The following is a 20,282-nucleotide window of genomic DNA, read 5'->3' on the forward strand; positions in this document are numbered from 1 at the left end:
GAGCGTAAAGTGTTAATGACTCCGTACGCTCTTTTTATTTCCATTTATAGGAAAAATATATTATAAATATAAACACCCGTTACAATCACTCCCGTTACGACAATCCCCGGAAGCAGGTTGGCAACCTTTATCTTTACCATTCCCGTAAGATTTAAACCTATTGCAAAAATCATGATTCCGCCCGCAGACGTCATTTCAACAATAAATTGATCCATTAATGCCTGAGGAACAAACCGGTCAATCTGGGTAGCAAATAAAGCGATTAACCCTTCATAGAGAACGACAGGTATCACAGAAAAAATCACGCCAATTCCAAGGGTAGTCGTTAAAATCAACGCTGTAAATCCGTCAATAAAGGATTTCATGTACAAAACATCATGATCGCCGCGAATCCCGCTGTCAAGGGCACCAAGAATCGCCATTGCTCCAATCACAAAAATTAATGTAGCGTTCACAAACCCTTCTGATATGCTTCCTTTTCCGCTTGAACCAATCTTCCGCTCAAGCCACAGACCCAACTGATTTAATCGATCTTCTAATCTTAACAGTTCCCCGATTACCGCTCCGGCTACGAGGCTGATGATGACAATGATGAAATTTTCACTCTTAAATCCCATCTGTAAGCCTAAGACCATCACAGACAGTCCAATCGCATACATTACCGTCACTTTCATACCTTCAGGGATGCGGTTTAGCAGCTTTCCGATCAAAGATCCAATAATAATTAATAGTCCATTTACAAGTGTTCCTAGTAAAAACATCGTGTTTTTCGCCTTTCGAAATAGTAATAGTATTAACCTATCATGTTTTCCTTCTATTGGAAAGAAAATAAACCATCGACGCACGATGGTTTATAATGAATCCTCTTGATTGAGCATTTCTAAGATGCGCTCCAGATCCTCTTTTGAGAAAAATTCAATTTCAATTTTCCCTTTATTTTTGTTTTGTTTAATATTTACAGTCGTCCCAAAGCGTTCGCGCAGGAAATGTTCCCTTTCTTTGATGAAAACATCCTTTTTCTTTTCCGGCTTTTTTGTTTCACGTGAAACATTTTCATTTAATTGCTGAATTAATTTTTCTAATTGACGGACATTCAGCCCTTCATTGACAACCTTTTCAACTAAAACTGGCACCTTTGCCTTTTGCCTAAGCCCTAATAATGCTCGGCCATGGCCCATTGATATTTTCCCAGCTGAAATCAGTTCCTGAATATTTGCCGGAAGGGACAGAAGCCGAATGTGATTGGCAATATGCGGCCGGCTTTTCCCTAACCGCTTTGCTACTTCTTCCTGTGTCAGTTTCAGCTTTTCCATTAACGTTTGATAGGCTTGTCCTTCTTCAATCGGGTTTAAATCTTCCCTTTGCAGATTTTCGAGGACCGCTAATTCCATCATTTTCTGTTCAGAAAGTTCACGTACTACTGCCGGAACTGTTTCAAGCTTCGCTTCTTTAGCTGCACGAAAACGCCGTTCCCCCACTACAATTTCGTAGCCCTTAATACTTTTTCTCACAACGAGAGGCTGTAAGATTCCATGTTCTATAATTGAATCCTTTAATTCATCTATTGACTCTTGTTGAAAGGTTTTGCGAGGCTGGTAGGGGTTGGGACGCAGATCCTTAAGTTTGATCTCTTGGACAGTTTCTTCCTTACTGACATCATTAAAAAAAGCATTTAGGCCCTTTCCTAAACCTTTAGCCATTCGCTACCACTTCCTTTGCTAAATCTAAATACACTTCAGCACCGCGGGATCTCGAATCATAGGTAATGATTGGTTCCCCATGGCTTGGAGCTTCACTTAGACGCACATTTCTTGGAATAATGGTTTTATAAACTTTATCTTGGAAGTATTTTTTCACTTCTTCAATGACTTGGATGCCGAGATTTGTTCGTGCATCAAGCATTGTTAATAATACTCCTTCAATTTTCAAGTCCTGATTTAAGTGTTTTTGTACTAGTCTAACCGTGTTTAATAGCTGACTTAAGCCTTCCAGCGCATAATATTCACATTGAACAGGGATTAACACTGCATCAGAAGCTGTTAACGCATTGATTGTCAACAAGCCTAATGATGGCGGGCAATCAATAATAATGTAATCAAACTGATCTTTGACTTCTCCAAGAGCCCGTTTTAGGCGGACTTCTCTTGAAATAGTGGGAACCAATTCAATTTCTGCGCCTGCTAACTGAATAGTAGCCGGAATAGCATATAAATTCTCAACAGATGTTGGCTTAATAACAGCTTTCGCTTCGACATCGTCTACTAAAACATCATAGATACATTGTTCTACTTCTGCTTTTTCAATGCCGATGCCGCTGGTTGCATTGCCTTGAGGATCTGTATCTACCAGTAAGACCCGTTTCCCAATATAGGCTAAGCAAGCGCCTAGGTTGACAGAGGTAGTTGTTTTGCCGACTCCGCCTTTTTGATTCGCGATTGCAAGGATTTTGCCCACGTTGTCACCTACCCTTTAATTCTCAAAAGATATTATTCTCAAATTCTATCAAAAGTGTCGAATATCACCAATTATCTACCATAAAACAAGGAATGTAAAATTCCATTCCTCTATTTTATCATGAAATGAATGAGTTGTTGTTTTTTTTCCAAAATAATTATAGCTTGCTGAGCCACGCAAAAACAGGGGAGCAGACTAAAAGTCGTTTGCTCCCCTGATACTATTTATCTATTTTTTCTTTGGAATCCGAATGGTAAATTGGTAAAATTCGTCAAATTCTTCTTCCTCAGCATCCAAGTTAATGCCGCTGTCCGTTACCATCGTTAACGATTGACGAATGGTATTGACAGCGATTCTCATATCTTTACTGAAGGCCTTCCTTTTCGGCTTAGGTTTTTCATGCTTTTGTTCAAGCATCCTGGCAACCCGTTCTTCAGTCTGCTTAACATTCCAATTCCGTTCCATCACTTCTGTTAAAAGAGTCACTTGTTTTTCCGGATCTTTTAATGGGATAAGTGCTCGGGCATGACGTTCAGTAATGATCTTATTTAATAAGGCATCCTGAACCGGCTGCGGTAATTTAAGAAGCCGCAGTTTATTGGCAACAGTCGACTGTCCTTTACCAAGGCGCTGTGCTAAAGCCTCCTGTGTCAAGTTGTGAAGCTCCAGCAGCTTTCCGTAGGCGTGAGCTTCTTCGATTGGGGATAGCTCTTCCCGCTGTAAATTCTCGATAAGGGCCACAGAGGCCGTTTCCGTATCGGTTAAATTTTTAATAATGGCTGGCGCTTCGGCCCAGCCAAGTAATTTCATCGCACGCCAGCGGCGCTCCCCTGCGATAATTTCATACTTATCGGCAGCAAACTCTCTGACGACAATCGGTTGAATAATACCGTGTATATGAATCGTTCTCGATAACTCTTCAATTTTATCTTCATCAAATACCGTCCGCGGCTGGAATCGATTGGGCACAATCTGATCAATCGGTATTTTTTTTATTTCCTCGTTTCGTTCGATATCCAGCTCTTTCTCAAGCTCAACCTCTTGTTCTCCCTTATCGCCGAGGCCAAAAAAGCGTGTAAACGAACTCTTCATCCCCCAACACCACCTTTACGAAACTCCCTATTACTTATTCTCTATGCAATCTAATTCTTCCTGCCAAGGATAACATTTTTGTCTTAAAATTGTAAGCTTTATTCGATTGGCATTTTACCGGGTGTTCCTGGCTTCCGGGGGTATTTCTTTGGTGTCTTACCATCTTTTTTTATGATTAGGATTGTTCGTTCGCTTTCCTCCATTGGCAGCGTAAAGGTAAACTCCTTTTCCACCTTACCACCTAGAGTGGATATGGCCTTTTGACCCACTTCTAATTCATCCTTGGCATGGGCTGCCTTCATAGCAATAAAATGCCCTCCTACTTTTACAAGCGGTAAACAGAATTCACTTAATACGGACATTCTTGCCACTGCCCTTGCGGTTACGACATCAAATCTTTCCCGGTAGTTTGGATTCACCCCAAAGGTTTCCGCCCGATCATGAACAAAATGAACGTTTTCCAAATTTAAGATGTCAGCAAGATGATTTAAAAATGAAATTCGCTTGTTTAATGAATCGACAATGGTCACTTCGATATGTGGATAAATGATTTTTAACGGAATGCTTGGAAATCCTGCACCCGCCCCGACATCACAAAGATGAAAGGGCTTGGTAAAATCAAAATAAAACGAAGCTGTAATCGAATCATAGAAATGCTTTAAATACACATCTGCTTTTTCCGTTATTGCGGTTAAATTCATTTTTTCATTCCACTCAACCAAGGTTGAATAGTACTTTTCAAACTGCTCCAGCTGCTTTTCAGAAAGGAAAATCCCTTTTTCCTTTAAACTCGCTTCAAATTGTTCGATATTCATTGATAAATCTTCCTATTCATTTGAGATTCTGGCCACGCGACCTTGCTCCAGGTAGACAAGGAGAATCGAAATGTCGGCTGGATTTACCCCGGAAATTCGCGATGCTTGGGCTAGTGATAGCGGTTTGATTTGCTTTAATTTTTGCCTTGCCTCGGTTGCGATTCCTGAAATTGCATCGTAATCGATATTCTCAGGGATTTTCTTATCTTCCATTTTCTTTAAGCGCTCAACCTGCTGCAATGATTTTTCAATATAGCCCTCATACTTAATTTGGATTTCTACTTGTTCCTTGATTTCATCATCCAAAGGATCATTTGATTTCGTAAGAGTCTCCAGCAATTCATAGGACATTTCCGGTCTTTTTAACAAATCAGAAGCACGGATCCCATCCTTCAATTCACTGCCGCCAATACTGCGGATTAGTTCTTGGACTTCGGCAGAAGGTTTTAAAATGACTGACGATAATCGTTGCTTTTCTGCTTCAATCGCTGCCCTTTTCACTAAAAATGATTGATAACGTTGTTCACGGATTAGGCCAATTTCATGCCCTGTCTCTGTTAACCGGAGATCGGCATTATCATGACGTAATAAGAGCCGATATTCCGCTCTTGATGTTAACAAACGATACGGTTCGCTTGTTCCTTTTGTAATTAAATCATCAATCAACACACCAATATAGGCATCGGAACGGCTTAACACTAATTGTTCGCGGCCGAGTGCATTCAAACCGGCATTAATACCGGCCATTAACCCTTGACCTGCGGCTTCTTCATAGCCAGAAGTACCATTAATTTGACCTGCTGTATATAAATTTTTGACAACCTTTGTTTCCAGTGTCGGCCATAGCTGTGTCGGTACAATCGCATCATATTCAATCGCATAACCGGCTCTCATCATTTGGGCATTTTCAAGGCCGGGAACCGTTTTGATGATTTGCTGCTGTACGTCTTCCGGCAGACTTGTTGATAATCCTTGTACATAGACTTCCTTTGTATTTCGTCCTTCAGGTTCGAGAAAAATCTGATGGCGCGGCTTGTCATTAAACCGAACAACCTTATCTTCAATTGACGGACAATACCTTGGTCCTGTGCCTTTAATCATTCCAGAAAACATTGGTGAACGATGGAGGTTCGCGTCAATTAATTGATGGGTTCGGTCATTTGTATAGGTCAGCCAGCATGGCAGCTGGTCGGTAATATATTTTGTTGTTTCATAGGAAAAGGCGCGTGGCATTTCATCACCAGGCTGGATTTCCGTCTTGCTATAATCAATCGTGTTGCTATTTACCCGTGGCGGTGTCCCCGTTTTAAACCGCACTAGTTCAAAGCCAAGCTCCTCTAAATGCTCCGAAAGCTTTATCGATGGCTGCTGGTTATTCGGACCGCTTGAATATTTTAATTCACCAAGAATGATTTCGCCGCGCAAGAATGTTCCTGTAGTAATAATGACTGTTTTTGAACGGTAAATCGCACCTGTTTTGGTAATGACACCTTTTGAAACACCGTCCTCGACGATCAATTGCTCGACCATGCCTTGGATTAAGGTTAAATTTGCCTCTTCTTCCAAAGTCTTTTTCATTTCATGCTGGTAGGCAAATTTATCAGCTTGTGCTCTTAGGGCGCGGACAGCCGGCCCTTTACCGGTGTTCAGCATCCGCATTTGGATATAGGTTTTATCGATATTCTTTGCCATTTCGCCGCCAAGGGCGTCGATTTCCCGAACGACAATCCCTTTTGCCGGACCGCCGACAGATGGGTTGCATGGCATAAAGGCAACCATATCTAAGTTGATCGTAATCATTAATGTTTTTGCGCCAAGCCGTGCCGCCGCAAGGCCCGCCTCACAGCCAGCATGGCCGGCACCAATGACAATGACGTCATAATTTCCTGCTTCGTATTGCATGTATTTCCTCCTTTTCCGTATAAAACGGAAAAAATTGCGTTAAATAATAAAATGTCCAGCTCCAGCGCCGCAAACAGGGCGCTTCCGCTTTTCTATTTCCCTAAACAAAACTGCGCAAATAACTGGTCAATTAGACTTTCATGGACGCTTTCGCCGATAATTTCGCCAAGCAGTTCCCATGTTCTTGTTAAATCAATTTGGATAATATCAATCGGAGTGCCGATTTCCACCCCTTCAAGCACCTCTTCAATTGCATGAAGACTTTGATGCAGTAAAGCAATATGGCGGCTGTTGGAAACGTATGTCATATCTCCCGCTTCAATCGAACCAGCAAAGAATAACGAAGCAATTGCTTCCTCGAGCTCATCGACACCGCGATCTTCTAATAGTGATGTCGTCACAACTTTATGTTCCATTGCTAATTCACGAACGCGTGTCATATCAATTTGCTGCGGCAGGTCTGTTTTATTAACAATGACGATTGTGTCCATTCCTTCAACAACCTTAAAAAGATTTTCATCCTCTTCTGATAGCTGATCAGAATAATTTAATACAAGTAAAATTAAATCTGCCTCTTTCAATACTTGACGGGAACGCTCGACACCAATCCGTTCGACGATATCCTCCGTTTCTCGAATACCGGCTGTGTCCAATAGTCTGAGCGGTACGCCCCGGACATTGACATACTCTTCAATCACATCACGCGTTGTTCCAGGAATATCGGTAACAATTGCTTTGTTTTCCTGGACAAGGCTATTTAATAAGGACGATTTCCCGACATTTGGGCGTCCGACAATGGCTGTAGATAAGCCTTCTCGTAAAATTTTCCCTTGCTGTGATGTTTGCAGCAGCTTATTTATTTCTTCGTGAACGAAATGAGCCTTTTCATTAAGCATTTTATGGGTCATTTCTTCGACATCATCGTATTCAGGATAATCAATATTTACCTCAACATGGGCGAGGATTTCTAAGATTTCCTGGCGGAGTCTGCGTATCAGCTTCGATAAGCGTCCGTCCATTTGCCCGAGAGCCACGTTCATCGCCCGATCTGTTTTCGCTCTGATTAAATCCATGACCGCTTCTGCCTGCGATAAATCGATGCGTCCATTTAAAAAAGCCCGTTTCGTAAATTCACCGGGTTCAGCAAGTCTGGCGCCATTCGTTAATACATGCTGTAATACTCGATTCACGGAAACAATTCCGCCATGGCAATTTATTTCAACTACATCCTCTTTCGTAAACGTCTTCGGTCCTTTCATGACAGAGACCATTACCTCTTCCACCACTTGCCCGCTTTTCGGATCTACAAGATGCCCATAGTGAATCGTATGGGTTGCCACTTCAGCTAGCCTTTTGCCCCCGATACTCTTAAATAGCTTATCTGCTATTTGAATGGCCTCTTCACCGCTCAAACGAATAATCGCAATGGCACCCTCCCCCATCGGCGTCGATATCGCTGCAATCGTATCAAATTCCATTTTCTTCACCTCACAAATAAAAAAATCCATCTATATTTTAAAAATAACTTTTTCTCCAAATTACTAGAATACCACATGAACTTTTATTTTTACTACGGAAATTATCCACAACCTGATCATGTCCTTGTATTATTTTAACTTATCCACATGTGAATAACAATAAAACAAGAAACGAAACAAAGTTATCGACAGATGAATTATTTAATTAAGGCAAAGGCTGTGTTAAAAGTGAATGTTGATTTCCGTTCCAGGCGCTTCGCTTTCCGCGGGGCGGGCGGTGAGCCTCCTCGGCGCTAAAGCGCCTGCGGGGTCTCACCTGTCCCGCTGCTCCCGCAGGAGTCTCGCGCCTTCCACTCCAATCAACATTGTGCTCAAAATCAACAATGTACTTTAACACAGCCAAAGCAAAAAAAAGACACTCTGCTTAAATATAAGCTGGATGTCTTTTTTTAAAAATTTACTTTCTCACTGGTGTAATCACAATAAATCGATGTGGTTCGGAGCCATCTGAAAATGTTTTCACCCGTTTGTTATCGGCTAAAGCGGTATGAATCACTTTACGTTCATAGGATGGCATTGGTTCTAATGGCACATCTTTTCCTGACTTAACAGCCTTTAGCGCCAGGCGGTGTGCTAATTGAATTAGCGTTTCGCTGCGTCGATTGCGGTAATCCTCAGCGTCTAAAATAACCGTTAAATATTGATTGGAAAAACGATTAATGACGAGCTGTGTCAAATATTGCAGCGAATTTAGTGTTTGACCTCTTTTCCCAATCAAAAGAGCAATCTTTTCCCCCGTCATTACAAAGTGAACCTGTTTGCCGTCACGTTTGATTTCGATTTCCACCGGAGCGCCCATTTGTTCACTCACTTGGGTTAGAAATTTCTTTGCTTCCTCAAGTGGATCGATGATGACTGTTACTTTGACGACAGCCGGACGTGAACCAAAAATACCGAAAAGCCCTTTTTTTCCTTCGTCTATGATGTCTACCTCGGCGCGGTCTTTTGTTGTCTGTAATTGAGCTAAAGCTGATTCTACTGCTTCTTCGACATTTTGTCCTGTAGCAGTTACCTGTTTCACTTCTTTTCCCCCACTTTACCGGTTGCAGTTGCCCGTAAATCCGGTCCTTTAATAAAATAGGTTTGCACAATCATAAATATATTTCCGACAACCCAGTACAAGGAAAGAGCTGCTGGGAAACTAAACGCGAAAAAGACAATCATAATCGGCATCATCCATAACATCATTGCCATTTGCGGGTTTTGCTGCTGACCAGCCATCATCATTTTTTGCTGGATAAAGGTGGTGATACCGGCAACAATCGGCAAAATATAATATGGATCTGAATGACCAAGCTCAAACCAAAGGAATGTTCCTACCTTAAGCTCTGGTGTTCTAGAAATGGCATGATAAAAACCAATTAAAATTGGCATTTGCACGATTAATGGGAAACAGCCTGCCATCGGATTAACGCCATGCTTGGAAAACAGCGCCATTGTTTCTTGCTGCAGCTTTTGCTGTGTCTTTTGATCTTTAGAGCTGTATTTTTCTTTCAGTGCCTTCATTTCTGGCTGCAGGGCCTGCATCGCCTTTGAGCTCTTTGTCTGCTTAATCATCAGCGGCAATAGCACTAATCGAATTAAAATCGTAACGACAATAATCGAAAAGCCATAGTTGTCTCCTAGAAAATGAGCAACCTCCTTAATCAGCCAGGACAATGGATAGACAATGTACTCATTCCAAAAACCTGTGCTCTCTGACGTAATCGGCTTCTTAATCTCACTGCATCCTGCTAAAAGAAAGAATACAGAAAGCATGCCGAATAAAAGTAATATTCGCTTTTTCAACCAAATTTTCCTCCTCACGATCGTCTACTTATTGAAAAATCGCTGTTATCAAAAACTCTATGTATCCGTTTTCTAAAGAAAACAATATTTCATTGGTATTTTATCATTTTCCCAACTGAATTGTCTTCAAAACGGAGCTATATTTTGACTAAATCGTAAACATTTACCTTCATCTGCTTTTCTTTAGGACCTTACCCACTTTAAGGACATGAGTGATACTTTTTTTCACCTCAAAAAAGTCCATCTCGGCCGTTGGCTTCCTGGCAATAATCACATAATCATTCCCGATTGCTAATTGATCCTTTAACTCAAAAACAGCTTGTCTTACATACCTTTTAATTCTGTTTCTAGTCACAGCATTGCCAATCTTCTTACTGACAGACAGGCCAATGCGAAAAAAGTCCTGGTCCTCTTTTTTTAATGAATAGACTACAAACTGCCGATTGGCAAAAGAAGTTCCATTCTGAAAGGCAGCTTGAAATTCTTTATTCTTTTTTATTCGTAACTCTTTTTTCATCATAACACCCTCAGACGGATTAGAAAAAAGACCACTGACGTTGCAGTGGCCTAAGCTGATAATACTTTTCTTCCTTTTAGACGACGACGAGCAAGAACCTTACGTCCATTTGCTGAGCTCATGCGACTACGGAAACCGTGAACTTTACTATGTTTACGACTATTTGGTTGATATGTTCTTTTCATTATATGACACCTCCCTGAGGAATAGCTCTCAAATTAAACAGAGTCTAGACTATTATAAAGACGGCAGCATAAAAATGTCAACCACTCTCCAAATATTGTTTCCTTTTTTTATTTTTTTGAACATGATCGAAACTACTTTCCAGAAATTCCATCCTAAAAGAAAATCCCCTTTATTTTTATACCTGTGGATAAAAAATCGACAAGTTTTTCATTGTCCCCACAGGATATTGACAAGTTTTTCACAGAACTTTACCTTGTGGACAATTTCTATGCACATAATGTTAAGTTGTGGATAAACTACGAAAAACCATTGCACCTATTGCTATTATTTGATATTATATTTGTGTTTTCACTCTGAATAACTTTATCCTAAATTAAATTTATCCACAGTTTGTGGATAACATGTGGACATGTTATTCTATAGCTCTGTAGAAACTTGTCCACAAGCGGTGGATATTGTCGAAACTCCACTTAATTTCCTTATTATACGTTTTCCACAACCTGAACTGCCATTAATGTTATTGTATATTTATAAATTACTAGGCTGTGTCCTGTTGTATGACAGCTATTTTCACGGAACTTTAGTCGATTAGGTTACCGGGTGGAGAAAAAAATACTAAATAAATTCGGACAGCTTTTTAGATAAAAAGTAAGAAAAAAGGAGGGATATTCGTTGGAAAATATTGCGGATCTATGGAATGCGGCGCTGGGCAATATTGAGAAAAAGATAAGCAAGCCTAGCTTTGATACCTGGCTTAAGTCGACAAAGGCTCATTCCCTTCAAGGCGATCTGCTAGTCATCACCGCCCCGAATGAATTCGCTCGCGATTGGCTGGAAGAGCGTTATTCTCAGTTAATCTCAGGAATACTTTACGAAATCACTGGAGAAGAACTTTCAGTGAAGTTTATTATTCCGCAAAATCAAAAAGAGGAAAGCCAAGACGTGCCAACACCCCCAAAAAGGGCAAAAAAGGACGACGATCACAGCGATTTCCCGCCAAACATATTAAATCCGAAGTACACGTTTGATACGTTTGTAATTGGTTCCGGCAACCGATTTGCCCATGCAGCCTCACTTGCTGTTGCAGAAGCACCGGCAAAAGCGTACAATCCATTGTTTATCTATGGGGGCGTAGGCCTAGGGAAAACACACTTAATGCATGCGATCGGTCATTACGTCTTAGACCATAATCCGTCTGCAAAGGTAGTTTATTTATCATCAGAAAAATTCACCAATGAGTTCATTAACTCGATTCGTGACAACCGAGCGGAGAATTTTCGCAATAAATATCGAAACGTGGATATCCTGCTCATTGATGATATTCAGTTTTTGGCTGGAAAAGAATCAACACAGGAGGAATTTTTCCATACATTTAATGCGCTGCATGAGGAAAGCAAACAAATTATTATCTCCAGCGACCGGCCGCCAAGGGAAATTCCGACATTGGAGGACCGTCTGCGCTCACGGTTTGAATGGGGCTTAATTACCGATATTACTCCGCCGGATTTAGAAACCAGAATTGCCATTCTCCGGAAAAAGGCGCGGGCAGAAGGTTTAGATATTCCAAACGAAGTAATGCTTTATATTGCCAATCAAATTGATTCCAATATTCGTGAACTAGAGGGTGCACTCATCCGCGTTGTTGCCTATTCATCGCTAATAAATAAAGACATCAATGCCGATCTTGCTGCGGAAGCATTAAAGGATATCATTCCAAGCTCTAAACCACGGGTGATAACCATCCTTGAAATTCAAAAGATCGTCGGTGAGCACTATAGTATTAAACTTGAGGATTTCAAGGCAAAAAAACGAACAAAATCTGTCGCCTTCCCAAGACAAATTGCCATGTACCTCTCACGTGAATTAACCGACCACTCTTTGCCTAAAATAGGGGAAGAATTTGGCGGACGCGATCATACAACTGTTATTCATGCCCATGAAAAAATTTCAAAACTCCTTCAATCAGATTCACAGTTCCAAAAGCAAATGAAAGAACTGAATGAGCTGTTGAAAATTTAATATGATTGTGAATAACTTTTACCTTTCTGTACACAGTCTGTCCACATGTGGATAGACTGTGTTTCTATTGAAAACAAGTAGTTATCCACATACTAACAGGCCCTACTAGTACTTCTACTATTTTTTTTAAAAATAATATTATATGTTTATGCTTTTAAAAATATGCTCACAAGGGGGATAAAAAATGAAATTTATAATCCAACGCGACCGTCTGGTGCAAAGTGTCCAAGATGTTATGAAGGCGATCACAACTAGAACAACGATTCCGATCTTAACGGGAATTAAAATTACCGCAGCCGCAGATGGGGTAACCCTAACCGGAAGTGATTCAGATATCTCTATTGAATCGTTTATTCCTAAAGAGGAAGCTGGGGATGAAATTGTCGAAATCAAACAACCCGGTGCAATTGTACTCCCAGCCAAATTCTTTAGTGAAATTGTCAAAAAACTCCCTACAGATTCAGTCGAAATAGAAGTACTGGGATCACTCCAAACTGTGATCCGTTCCGGAAAATCAGAATTCAACCTAAACGGTCTGGATGCAGAGGAATATCCGCACTTGCCGCAAATCGAAGAAAATAATAAATTTCATATTGCGACAGATCTATTAAAAGCAATGATCAGACAAACGCATTTTGCGGTGTCCACCTCAGAAACACGGCCCATCTTGACAGGTGTCAACTGGAAGATTGAAAATGGGGAACTAAACTGTATTGCAACAGACAGCCATCGTCTGGCGCTCCGGAAAGCAAAAATTGAAACGGAAATGAATGCAAGCTACAATGTCGTGATTCCAGGCAAAAGTTTGAACGAGTTAAGTAAAATTATTGATGACACAAATGAACTAATTGATATTGTCATTACCGAAAATCAAATTTTATTTAAAGCAAAGCACTTATTATTTTTCTCAAGATTGTTAGAAGGCAATTATCCAGATACATCTAGACTGATTCCAAGTGAAAGTAAAACGGAGATAACGGTTAATACGAAAGAATTCCTTCATGCAATTGACCGTGCCTCCCTTCTTGCACGTGAAGGAAGAAACAATGTCGTCAAGTTTTCAACAATTGCCGACAAAATCATCGAAGTTTCTTCAAATACCCCTGAGGTTGGCAAGGTGGTTGAAGAGATTCAAAGCCAATCAATTGAGGGAGAGGAATTGAAAATTTCCTTTAGTGCGAAATACATGATGGATGCCCTAAAGGCACTTGAAGGCACGGATATTAAAGTTAGCTTTACTGGAGCCATGCGTCCTTTTGTTATTCGTCCCCTGCATGACGAAACCATCTTACAGCTGATTTTACCGGTTAGAACCTACTAAAATTTATCATATTCCTCCATTGCCGCCAGTAAAATGGCGGCTTGGTTTATTTTTTAAACAAATTCTTTTTAGTTTTCTTTGTATCTAAACGAATTGTTTAGTAAAATAAAGTATTGAGACCATTTTAGAAATGAGGGTGACAATTGTGCCTGAAAAAATAAAGCTGAACACGGAATATATTACATTGGGGCAATTTTTGAAATTGGCTGACGTAATTCAAACGGGTGGCATGGCAAAATGGTTTTTAAGTGAACATGAGGTCGTAATAAATGGTGAACAGGACCAAAGAAGAGGAAGAAAGCTTCGTGCAGGTGACAAAGTCCAAATTGCCGGCTTTGGGGAGTTTGTGATTACCGAGTAGCTAAAGGATGTTTGCCATGTATATTGAAAAGTTAGCGCTGCAAAATTACCGTAATTATCAAGAATTATTCATTGAATTTGAAAATAAAGTAAATGTCATCCTTGGCGAAAACGCCCAAGGGAAAACAAACGTCATGGAATCTATTTATGTGTTAGCGATGGCAAAGTCACACCGAACCTCGAATGATAAAGAACTTATTCGCTGGGACCAAGAGTATGCTAAAATAGAGGGCAGAGTTCAAAAGCAGCACAGCTCTTTACCGCTGCAATTAATTATCTCCAAAAAGGGAAAAAAGGCCAAATGTAACCATATTGAGCAGCAACGGTTAAGCCAGTATGTCGGAAATATGAACGTAGTTATGTTTGCACCAGAAGACCTTAACATTGTGAAAGGCAGCCCGCAGGTCCGAAGACGGTTTATCGATATGGAAATCGGGCAAGTATCCCCCATTTATTTACATGATATGAGTCAATATCAAAAAATACTTCAGCAGCGTAATCATTATTTAAAAATGATGCAAATAAAAAAACAAACGGACCAAACGATGCTCGAAATTTTAACGGAGCAATTTATTCAAACAGCCGTCAAGATTGTGACCAAAAGGTTTGAATTCCTTCGTTTACTGCAAAATTGGGCCAAACCGATTCACCAAGGGATATCAAGGGGGCTGGAATCGCTGGAGATTACCTATAAGCCTTCAGTTGAGGTATTAGAAGAGCAAAATTTGTCGAAGATGGTAGCAAGCTTTATGGAAAAGTTCGCAAAGGTCAGAACGAGGGAAATTGAACGGGGCACTACCCTTTTCGGCCCTCATCGTGATGACTTGTTATTTCTTGTCAATGGCAGGGATGTTCAAACATTCGGATCCCAAGGGCAGCAGCGAACAACCGCCCTATCCGTCAAACTTGCTGAAATTGAATTAATCCACAATGAAATTGGAGAGTATCCTATTCTCCTTCTTGACGATGTTTTATCGGAATTAGATGATTACCGCCAATCCCATTTGCTTAATACCATTCAAGGAAAAGTCCAAACGTTTGTGACAACAACAAGTGTTGAGGGAATCCATCATCAAACATTAAAAGAAGCCTCAACCTTTGTAGTTGAAGCAGGTGCGATTGTAGAAAGTTAATTGAGGTGGAGCATGTATATTCATATTGGGGAAGATCTGAACATAAGGGCGAAGGATATCATTTCAATCTTGGATAAAGAGAGTGTAAACCATTCAAACCTAATTAAAGAGTTCTTACATCGTCATCAGGAAAAGTTAATTAATTTGTCCAAAAGCCCCTTTAAGTCGGTCATTATTACATACGACAAGGTTTATTTATCCCCAATTGCTTCTGGAACATTAAAGAAACGTTCAAATCAAAGGAATATACAGGGATTTTAAAATCATTTTGGAATATAGATGTATTTTTGTAAGAAGGTGCAGGTGAACTAGCATGACTATGGAACAAAAAGCAATCGATGAAGAAACATATGGTGCCGATCAGATTCAGGTGTTAGAAGGACTGGAAGCTGTTCGAAAAAGACCTGGTATGTATATCGGTTCAACCAGCGGTAAGGGTCTCCACCATCTTGTTTGGGAAATTGTTGATAATAGTATTGACGAGGCACTCGCTGGGTTCTGTGACGAAATTAATGTCATTATTGAAGAAGACAACAGCATTACGGTTAAGGATAATGGCCGTGGAATCCCAGTCGGCATTCAGGAAAAAATGGGCCGGCCAGCGGTGGAAGTCATCATGACAGTTCTTCACGCCGGCGGTAAATTTGGCGGCGGAGGGTATAAAGTTTCCGGTGGTCTCCATGGCGTTGGTGCTTCAGTTGTAAATGCCCTTTCCACCCAGCTTGAAGTTTACGTCCATCGCGATAACAATATTTACCAAATAAAATTTGAACGAGGCGTCGTAGTTTCTGAGTTAAGTGTAATCGGAACGACTGACAAAACCGGTACGATTACACACTTTAAACCGGATAGCGAAATTTTCACCGAAACATTGGAGTTTGAATATGACATTCTCGCCACTCGCCTTCGTGAACTGGCATTCTTAAATCGCGGCATCAAGATCACGATTGAAGATAAGCGGGTAGAAAATAAACAAAATGAATATTACTACGAAGGCGGAATTAAATCCTATGTTGAGCATTTAAACCGTACTAAAGAGGTTATTCATGAAGAACCGATTTTTGTGGAAGGAGAACGTGACGGAATTAGTGTTGAAGTCGCCCTCCAATATAACGAGGGCTATACAGATAGCATTTACTCCTTCGCAAATAATATCCACACGTATGAAGGCGGTACACACGAATCAGGTTTTAAAACAGCTTTGACAAGAGTCATTAATGATTATGCAAGGAAAAATGGTTTAATCAAAGAAAATGATACAAATCTTTCAGGGGAAGATGTTCGAGAAGGAATCACAGCCATTGTGTCAATTAAACACCCTGACCCGCAATTTGAAGGACAAACGAAGACAAAGCTTGGAAACTCTGAAGTCAGGGCGATTACAGATACCGTGTTTGCGAGCACATTTGAAAAGTTTTTGTTAGAAAATCCAACTGTAGCCAGGAAAATTGTCGATAAAGGCTTAATGGCCGCACGTGCAAGACTTGCAGCCAAGAAAGCAAGGGAATTAACCCGCAGGAAAAGTGCGTTAGAGGTTTCCAGTTTACCTGGGAAGTTAGCTGACTGTTCATCAAAGGATCCGGCGGAAAGTGAAATGTATATCGTTGAGGGAGATTCTGCTGGAGGATCGGCAAAACAAGGCCGTGATCGGCATTTCCAAGCCATTCTGCCGCTTCGAGGGAAAATTCTTAATGTAGAAAAAGCACGTCTTGATAGAATTCTTTCTAACAATGAAGTCAGGGCGATGATTACTGCGATTGGAACAGGAATCGGAGAAGATTTTGATATTGCTAAAGCTCGTTATCATAAAGTCGTCATTATGACAGATGCGGATGTCGATGGTGCTCATATTCGAACGCTGCTCTTAACGTTTTTTTACCGTTTTATGAGGAAAATTATCGAAGCAGGTTATGTTTATATTGCCCAGCCACCGCTTTATAAAGTTCAACAAGGTAAACGAATTGAGTACGCCTATAATGACAAAGAATTGGAGCAGATCTTTTCAGTGCTGCCAGCTACGCCAAAGCCTAATATCCAGCGGTATAAAGGTTTAGGTGAGATGAACCCTGAACAATTATGGGAAACAACGATGGATCCTGCGCAACGAAGCATGCTCCAAGTTAGTCTTAAAGATGCCATTGAAGCAGATGAAACCTTTGATATGTTAATGGGTGAAAAGGTAGAACCGCGCCGGAACTTTATTGAAGAAAATGCACAATACGTTAAGAATTTAGATATATAAAACTTTTCGGAGGGAGGTACTAAATATGTCTGAAACACCCAATCCTCAAATAAAAGAGATTAATATCAGTCAGGAGATGCGTTCATCATTCCTAGACTATGCGATGAGTGTTATTGTTTCTCGTGCCCTTCCAGACGTTCGTGACGGGCTAAAACCAGTTCACCGCCGTATTTTATACGCCATGCATGACCTCGGTATCCATGCGGATAAACCGTATAAAAAGTCTGCTCGTATCGTTGGGGATGTAATTGGTAAATATCACCCCCATGGTGACTTAGCAGTATATGAAACAATGGTTCGTATGGCACAGGATTTTAACTATCGCTACATGCTCGTCGATGGCCACGGGAACTTCGGATCTGTCGATGGAGACAGTGCGGCAGCGATGCGTTATACAGAATCTAGAATGTCAAAGATTTCAATGGAATTATTAAGAGATTTAAATAAAGATACCATTGATTATCAGGATAACTACGATGGTGAGGAAAGAGAGCCGGTTGTACTGCCCGCACGTTTTCCCAACCTTCTAGTCAACGGGACAACCGGGATTGCTGTTGGGATGGCGACTAATATACCGCCGCATCAGCTTGGAGAAGTCATTGATGGAGTTTTAGCTATTTCACGAGACCCTGAAATCACGATCCCAGAGTTAATGGAAATTATCCCCGGTCCGGATTTTCCAACAGCTGGATTAATTCTCGGTCGAAGTGGTATTCGAAAAGCATACGAAACAGGCAGAGGATCGATAACTCTTCGTGCAAAAGTAGAAATTGAACAAAAATCAAACGGTAAAGAAGTTATTATTGTTAAGGAATTGCCGTATCAAGTAAATAAAGCGAGATTAGTCGAAAAGATAGCTGAATTAGCACGTGATAAAAAAATTGAAGGCATTACAGATCTGAGAGATGAATCCGATCGTAAAGGGATGCGAATTGTTATTGAGGTTCGTAAGGATGCCAATGCCAATGTTCTTTTAAATAATTTATATAAACAAACGGCACTGCAAACTAGCTTCGGAATCAATACATTAGCCCTTGTTAATGGACATCCGAAGGTGCTGAACCTTAAACAATGTTTGGTTCATTACTTGGATCACCAAAAAGTGGTCATTCGCCGCAGAACAGAATTTGAATTGCGTAAAGCAGAAGCACGTGCCCATATTTTAGAAGGCTTAAGAATTGCTCTCGATAATTTAGATGCTGTTATTACTCTTATTCGCAATTCGCAGACAACCGATATTGCCCGTGAAGGTTTAATGACTCAATTTAATCTATCCGAGAAACAAGCACAGGCCATCCTGGATATGCGCCTGCAGCGTTTAACAGGATTGGAACGCGAAAAAATTGAGGACGAATTCCAAAACTTGATGAGGCTTATTGCCGAATTAAAGGCGATTTTAGCTGATGAAGAAAAAATCCTTGAAATTATCCGGGAAGAATTACTGGAAATTAAAGAACGTTTCAATGATAAACGCCGAACAGAGATTGTAACCGCCGGATTAGAAAATATTGAAGATGAGGATTTAATCCCCCGCGAAAATATTGTTATTTCGTTAACCCACAATGGATACATTAAGCGTCTTCCGGTTTCTACTTATCGGGCGCAAAGACGCGGCGGCCGCGGGATACAAGGGATGGGAACGAATGAAGATGATTTCGTCGAACATTTAATTACGACATCGACACATGATACGATTCTCTTCTTTACAAACAAAGGGAAGGTCTATCGTTCAAAAGGCTATGAAATACCAGAATTCAGCCGAACAGCGAAAGGGATCCCGATTATTAACCTTCTTGGCATTGAAAAAGGAGAATGGGTGAACGCCATTATTCCTGTTGAGGAATTCGTGGATGATTGGTCCTTATTCTTTACCACAAAAGAAGGTGTCTCTAAACGTTCCCCGTTAACATCATTCGCTAATATTCGGAACAATGGTCTAATTGCCTTAAGTTTGCGTGAGGGTGATGAATTAATCTCCGTTCGTCTAACGGATGGCAGCAAGCACATGATTATTGGTACAAAGAACGGCATGTTGATCCACTTCCCTGAGACCGATGTAAGATCGATGGGACGTACAGCAACAGGTGTTAAAGGTATTACCCTTGATCCTGGTGATGAAGTGGTCGGAATGGAAGTATTAGAAGAGGATAATGATGTTCTAATTGTAACTAAAAATGGTTATGGTAAACGAACACCAGCATCTGAATACCGCATCCAGGGTAGAGGCGGTAAAGGGATAAAAACCTGCCATGTAACGGAGAAAAACGGAAACCTTGTTTCCATGCGCGCCGTTACTGGAGAAGAAGATCTGATGCTTATTACTACTGGCGGGGTCCTCATTCGGATGGATGTAGCCGGTATTTCAAAAATGGGCCGAAACACACAAGGTGTGAAACTCATTAGTATGAAGGAAAGTGAAAACGAATTTGTAGCAACAGTGGCAAAAGTAGAAAAAGAAGAAGTCCATGAAAATGAAACCAATGGTGAAATCGAAGACACCTCTTCTGAAGATACCACAAATGAAAGCACAACAGAAAATGAAGAGTAAGTAACAGGGAAGGAGCACCGCTTGGTGTTCCTTTTTCTTTTGGCTCTGTTAAAGAATATTGTTGATTTTGATCAAATGTTGATTGGAGTGGAAGGCGCGAGACTCCCGCGGAACGCGAAGCGCCTGGAACGGAAATCAACATTCACTTTTAACATAGCCTTTCTTTTTAAAATTTTGTTTCTAAGATGTTTGTTGTGAAAATACAAAAAAGCTGTTGACTTACTATAAAACAGATGGTATATTAATTAAGTCGCTTACGAGTGATTCAAAAAATTGTTCTTTGAAAACTAAACAAACAAAAACGTCAACAAACAATATTTTTTAGTTTTTTTATAAAACTAAGCCAACGTAACATTTATGAGCTAAT

Annotated in this window: 18 protein-coding genes; 7 read left to right on the top strand and 11 right to left on the bottom strand. The window is 40.6% G+C overall.

The genetic code is table 11. The annotated features are described in order from the left end of the window. Positions 1 to 44 precede the first annotated feature (44 nt). The 11 genes from ACIQCO_RS26605 to rpmH all read right to left on the bottom strand — a co-directional run bounded on the left by ACIQCO_RS26605 (position 45) and on the right by rpmH (position 10,291). Positions 45 to 761 carry a DUF554 domain-containing protein gene (locus tag ACIQCO_RS26605; protein ID WP_400435010.1) on the bottom strand — a complete coding sequence of 239 codons (717 nt, stop codon included), beginning with the start codon at positions 759 to 761 and terminating at the stop codon, positions 45 to 47. A 90-nt stretch (positions 762 to 851) separates the two neighbouring features. Further along, positions 852 to 1,700, bottom strand: coding sequence for a ParB/RepB/Spo0J family partition protein (locus ACIQCO_RS26610; protein WP_400435012.1), 849 nt, complete (start codon positions 1,698 to 1,700; stop codon positions 852 to 854). Next, positions 1,693 to 2,454: a ParA family protein gene (locus ACIQCO_RS26615; protein WP_400435014.1), complete on the bottom strand. Its 762-nt coding sequence runs from the start codon at positions 2,452 to 2,454 to the stop codon at positions 1,693 to 1,695. Before ACIQCO_RS26615 ends, ACIQCO_RS26610 begins: the two co-directional genes overlap by 8 nt. A gap of 228 nt (positions 2,455 to 2,682) precedes the next feature. Further along, positions 2,683 to 3,546, bottom strand: coding sequence for a nucleoid occlusion protein (gene noc / locus ACIQCO_RS26620; RefSeq protein ID WP_400435016.1), 864 nt, complete (start codon positions 3,544 to 3,546; stop codon positions 2,683 to 2,685). Between the two features lie 98 nt (positions 3,547 to 3,644). After that, positions 3,645 to 4,361: a 16S rRNA (guanine(527)-N(7))-methyltransferase RsmG gene (gene rsmG, locus ACIQCO_RS26625; protein WP_400435018.1), complete on the bottom strand. Its 717-nt coding sequence runs from the start codon at positions 4,359 to 4,361 to the stop codon at positions 3,645 to 3,647. 12 nt (positions 4,362 to 4,373) lie between these two features. Then, a complete protein-coding gene (mnmG, locus tag ACIQCO_RS26630; protein WP_400435020.1) occupies positions 4,374 to 6,263 on the bottom strand; it encodes a tRNA uridine-5-carboxymethylaminomethyl(34) synthesis enzyme MnmG in 1,890 nt (629 codons plus the stop codon). 92 nt (positions 6,264 to 6,355) lie between these two features. Beyond that, positions 6,356 to 7,741 (bottom strand): tRNA uridine-5-carboxymethylaminomethyl(34) synthesis GTPase MnmE, encoded by a 1,386-nt coding sequence (gene mnmE / locus ACIQCO_RS26635; protein WP_400435022.1) that lies wholly within the window; start codon positions 7,739 to 7,741, stop codon positions 6,356 to 6,358. A gap of 457 nt (positions 7,742 to 8,198) precedes the next feature. Continuing rightward, positions 8,199 to 8,822, bottom strand: coding sequence for an RNA-binding cell elongation regulator Jag/EloR (gene jag, locus ACIQCO_RS26640; RefSeq protein ID WP_400435024.1), 624 nt, complete (start codon positions 8,820 to 8,822; stop codon positions 8,199 to 8,201). Beyond that, the gene (gene spoIIIJ / locus ACIQCO_RS26645) at positions 8,819 to 9,589 is read right to left on the bottom strand and encodes a YidC family membrane integrase SpoIIIJ (RefSeq protein ID WP_400435026.1); all 771 of its coding nucleotides are present in this window, start codon (positions 9,587 to 9,589) and stop codon (positions 8,819 to 8,821) included. The genes jag and spoIIIJ overlap by 4 nt, the downstream gene beginning before the upstream one ends. Before the next feature lie 169 nt (positions 9,590 to 9,758). Next, positions 9,759 to 10,106: a ribonuclease P protein component gene (gene rnpA / locus ACIQCO_RS26650; RefSeq protein WP_400435028.1), complete on the bottom strand. Its 348-nt coding sequence runs from the start codon at positions 10,104 to 10,106 to the stop codon at positions 9,759 to 9,761. Positions 10,107 to 10,156: 50 nt separating this feature from the next. Beyond that, positions 10,157 to 10,291: a 50S ribosomal protein L34 gene (gene rpmH, locus ACIQCO_RS26655; protein WP_035446353.1), complete on the bottom strand. Its 135-nt coding sequence runs from the start codon at positions 10,289 to 10,291 to the stop codon at positions 10,157 to 10,159. A 673-nt stretch (positions 10,292 to 10,964) separates the two neighbouring features. Between rpmH and dnaA the strand changes: the two genes are divergently transcribed. The 7 genes from dnaA to gyrA all read left to right on the top strand — a co-directional run bounded on the left by dnaA (position 10,965) and on the right by gyrA (position 19,915). Next, a complete protein-coding gene (gene dnaA / locus ACIQCO_RS26660; RefSeq protein ID WP_400435030.1) occupies positions 10,965 to 12,311 on the top strand; it encodes a chromosomal replication initiator protein DnaA in 1,347 nt (448 codons plus the stop codon). Positions 12,312 to 12,495: 184 nt separating this feature from the next. Next, positions 12,496 to 13,632: a DNA polymerase III subunit beta gene (gene dnaN / locus ACIQCO_RS26665; RefSeq protein ID WP_400435032.1), complete on the top strand. Its 1,137-nt coding sequence runs from the start codon at positions 12,496 to 12,498 to the stop codon at positions 13,630 to 13,632. A 145-nt stretch (positions 13,633 to 13,777) separates the two neighbouring features. Further along, complete coding sequence (gene yaaA / locus ACIQCO_RS26670) at positions 13,778 to 13,993, top strand: S4 domain-containing protein YaaA (RefSeq protein WP_024031126.1); 216 nt, start codon at positions 13,778 to 13,780, stop codon at positions 13,991 to 13,993. Between the two features lie 16 nt (positions 13,994 to 14,009). Beyond that, positions 14,010 to 15,125: a DNA replication/repair protein RecF gene (gene recF, locus ACIQCO_RS26675; protein ID WP_400435035.1), complete on the top strand. Its 1,116-nt coding sequence runs from the start codon at positions 14,010 to 14,012 to the stop codon at positions 15,123 to 15,125. Between the two features lie 12 nt (positions 15,126 to 15,137). Further along, positions 15,138 to 15,386, top strand: a complete 249-nt coding sequence (gene remB / locus ACIQCO_RS26680) for an extracellular matrix regulator RemB (RefSeq protein WP_400435037.1) — start codon at positions 15,138 to 15,140, stop codon at positions 15,384 to 15,386. Positions 15,387 to 15,444: 58 nt separating this feature from the next. Further along, positions 15,445 to 17,367 carry a DNA topoisomerase (ATP-hydrolyzing) subunit B gene (gene gyrB / locus ACIQCO_RS26685; protein WP_400435041.1) on the top strand — a complete coding sequence of 641 codons (1,923 nt, stop codon included), beginning with the start codon at positions 15,445 to 15,447 and terminating at the stop codon, positions 17,365 to 17,367. 25 nt (positions 17,368 to 17,392) lie between these two features. After that, complete coding sequence (gene gyrA, locus ACIQCO_RS26690) at positions 17,393 to 19,915, top strand: DNA gyrase subunit A (protein WP_400435039.1); 2,523 nt, start codon at positions 17,393 to 17,395, stop codon at positions 19,913 to 19,915. Positions 19,916 to 20,282 lie beyond the last annotated feature (367 nt).

The organism is Neobacillus sp. NPDC093127, assembly GCF_044754175.1.
GTDB lineage: Bacteria > Bacillota > Bacilli > Bacillales > Cytobacillaceae > Neobacillus.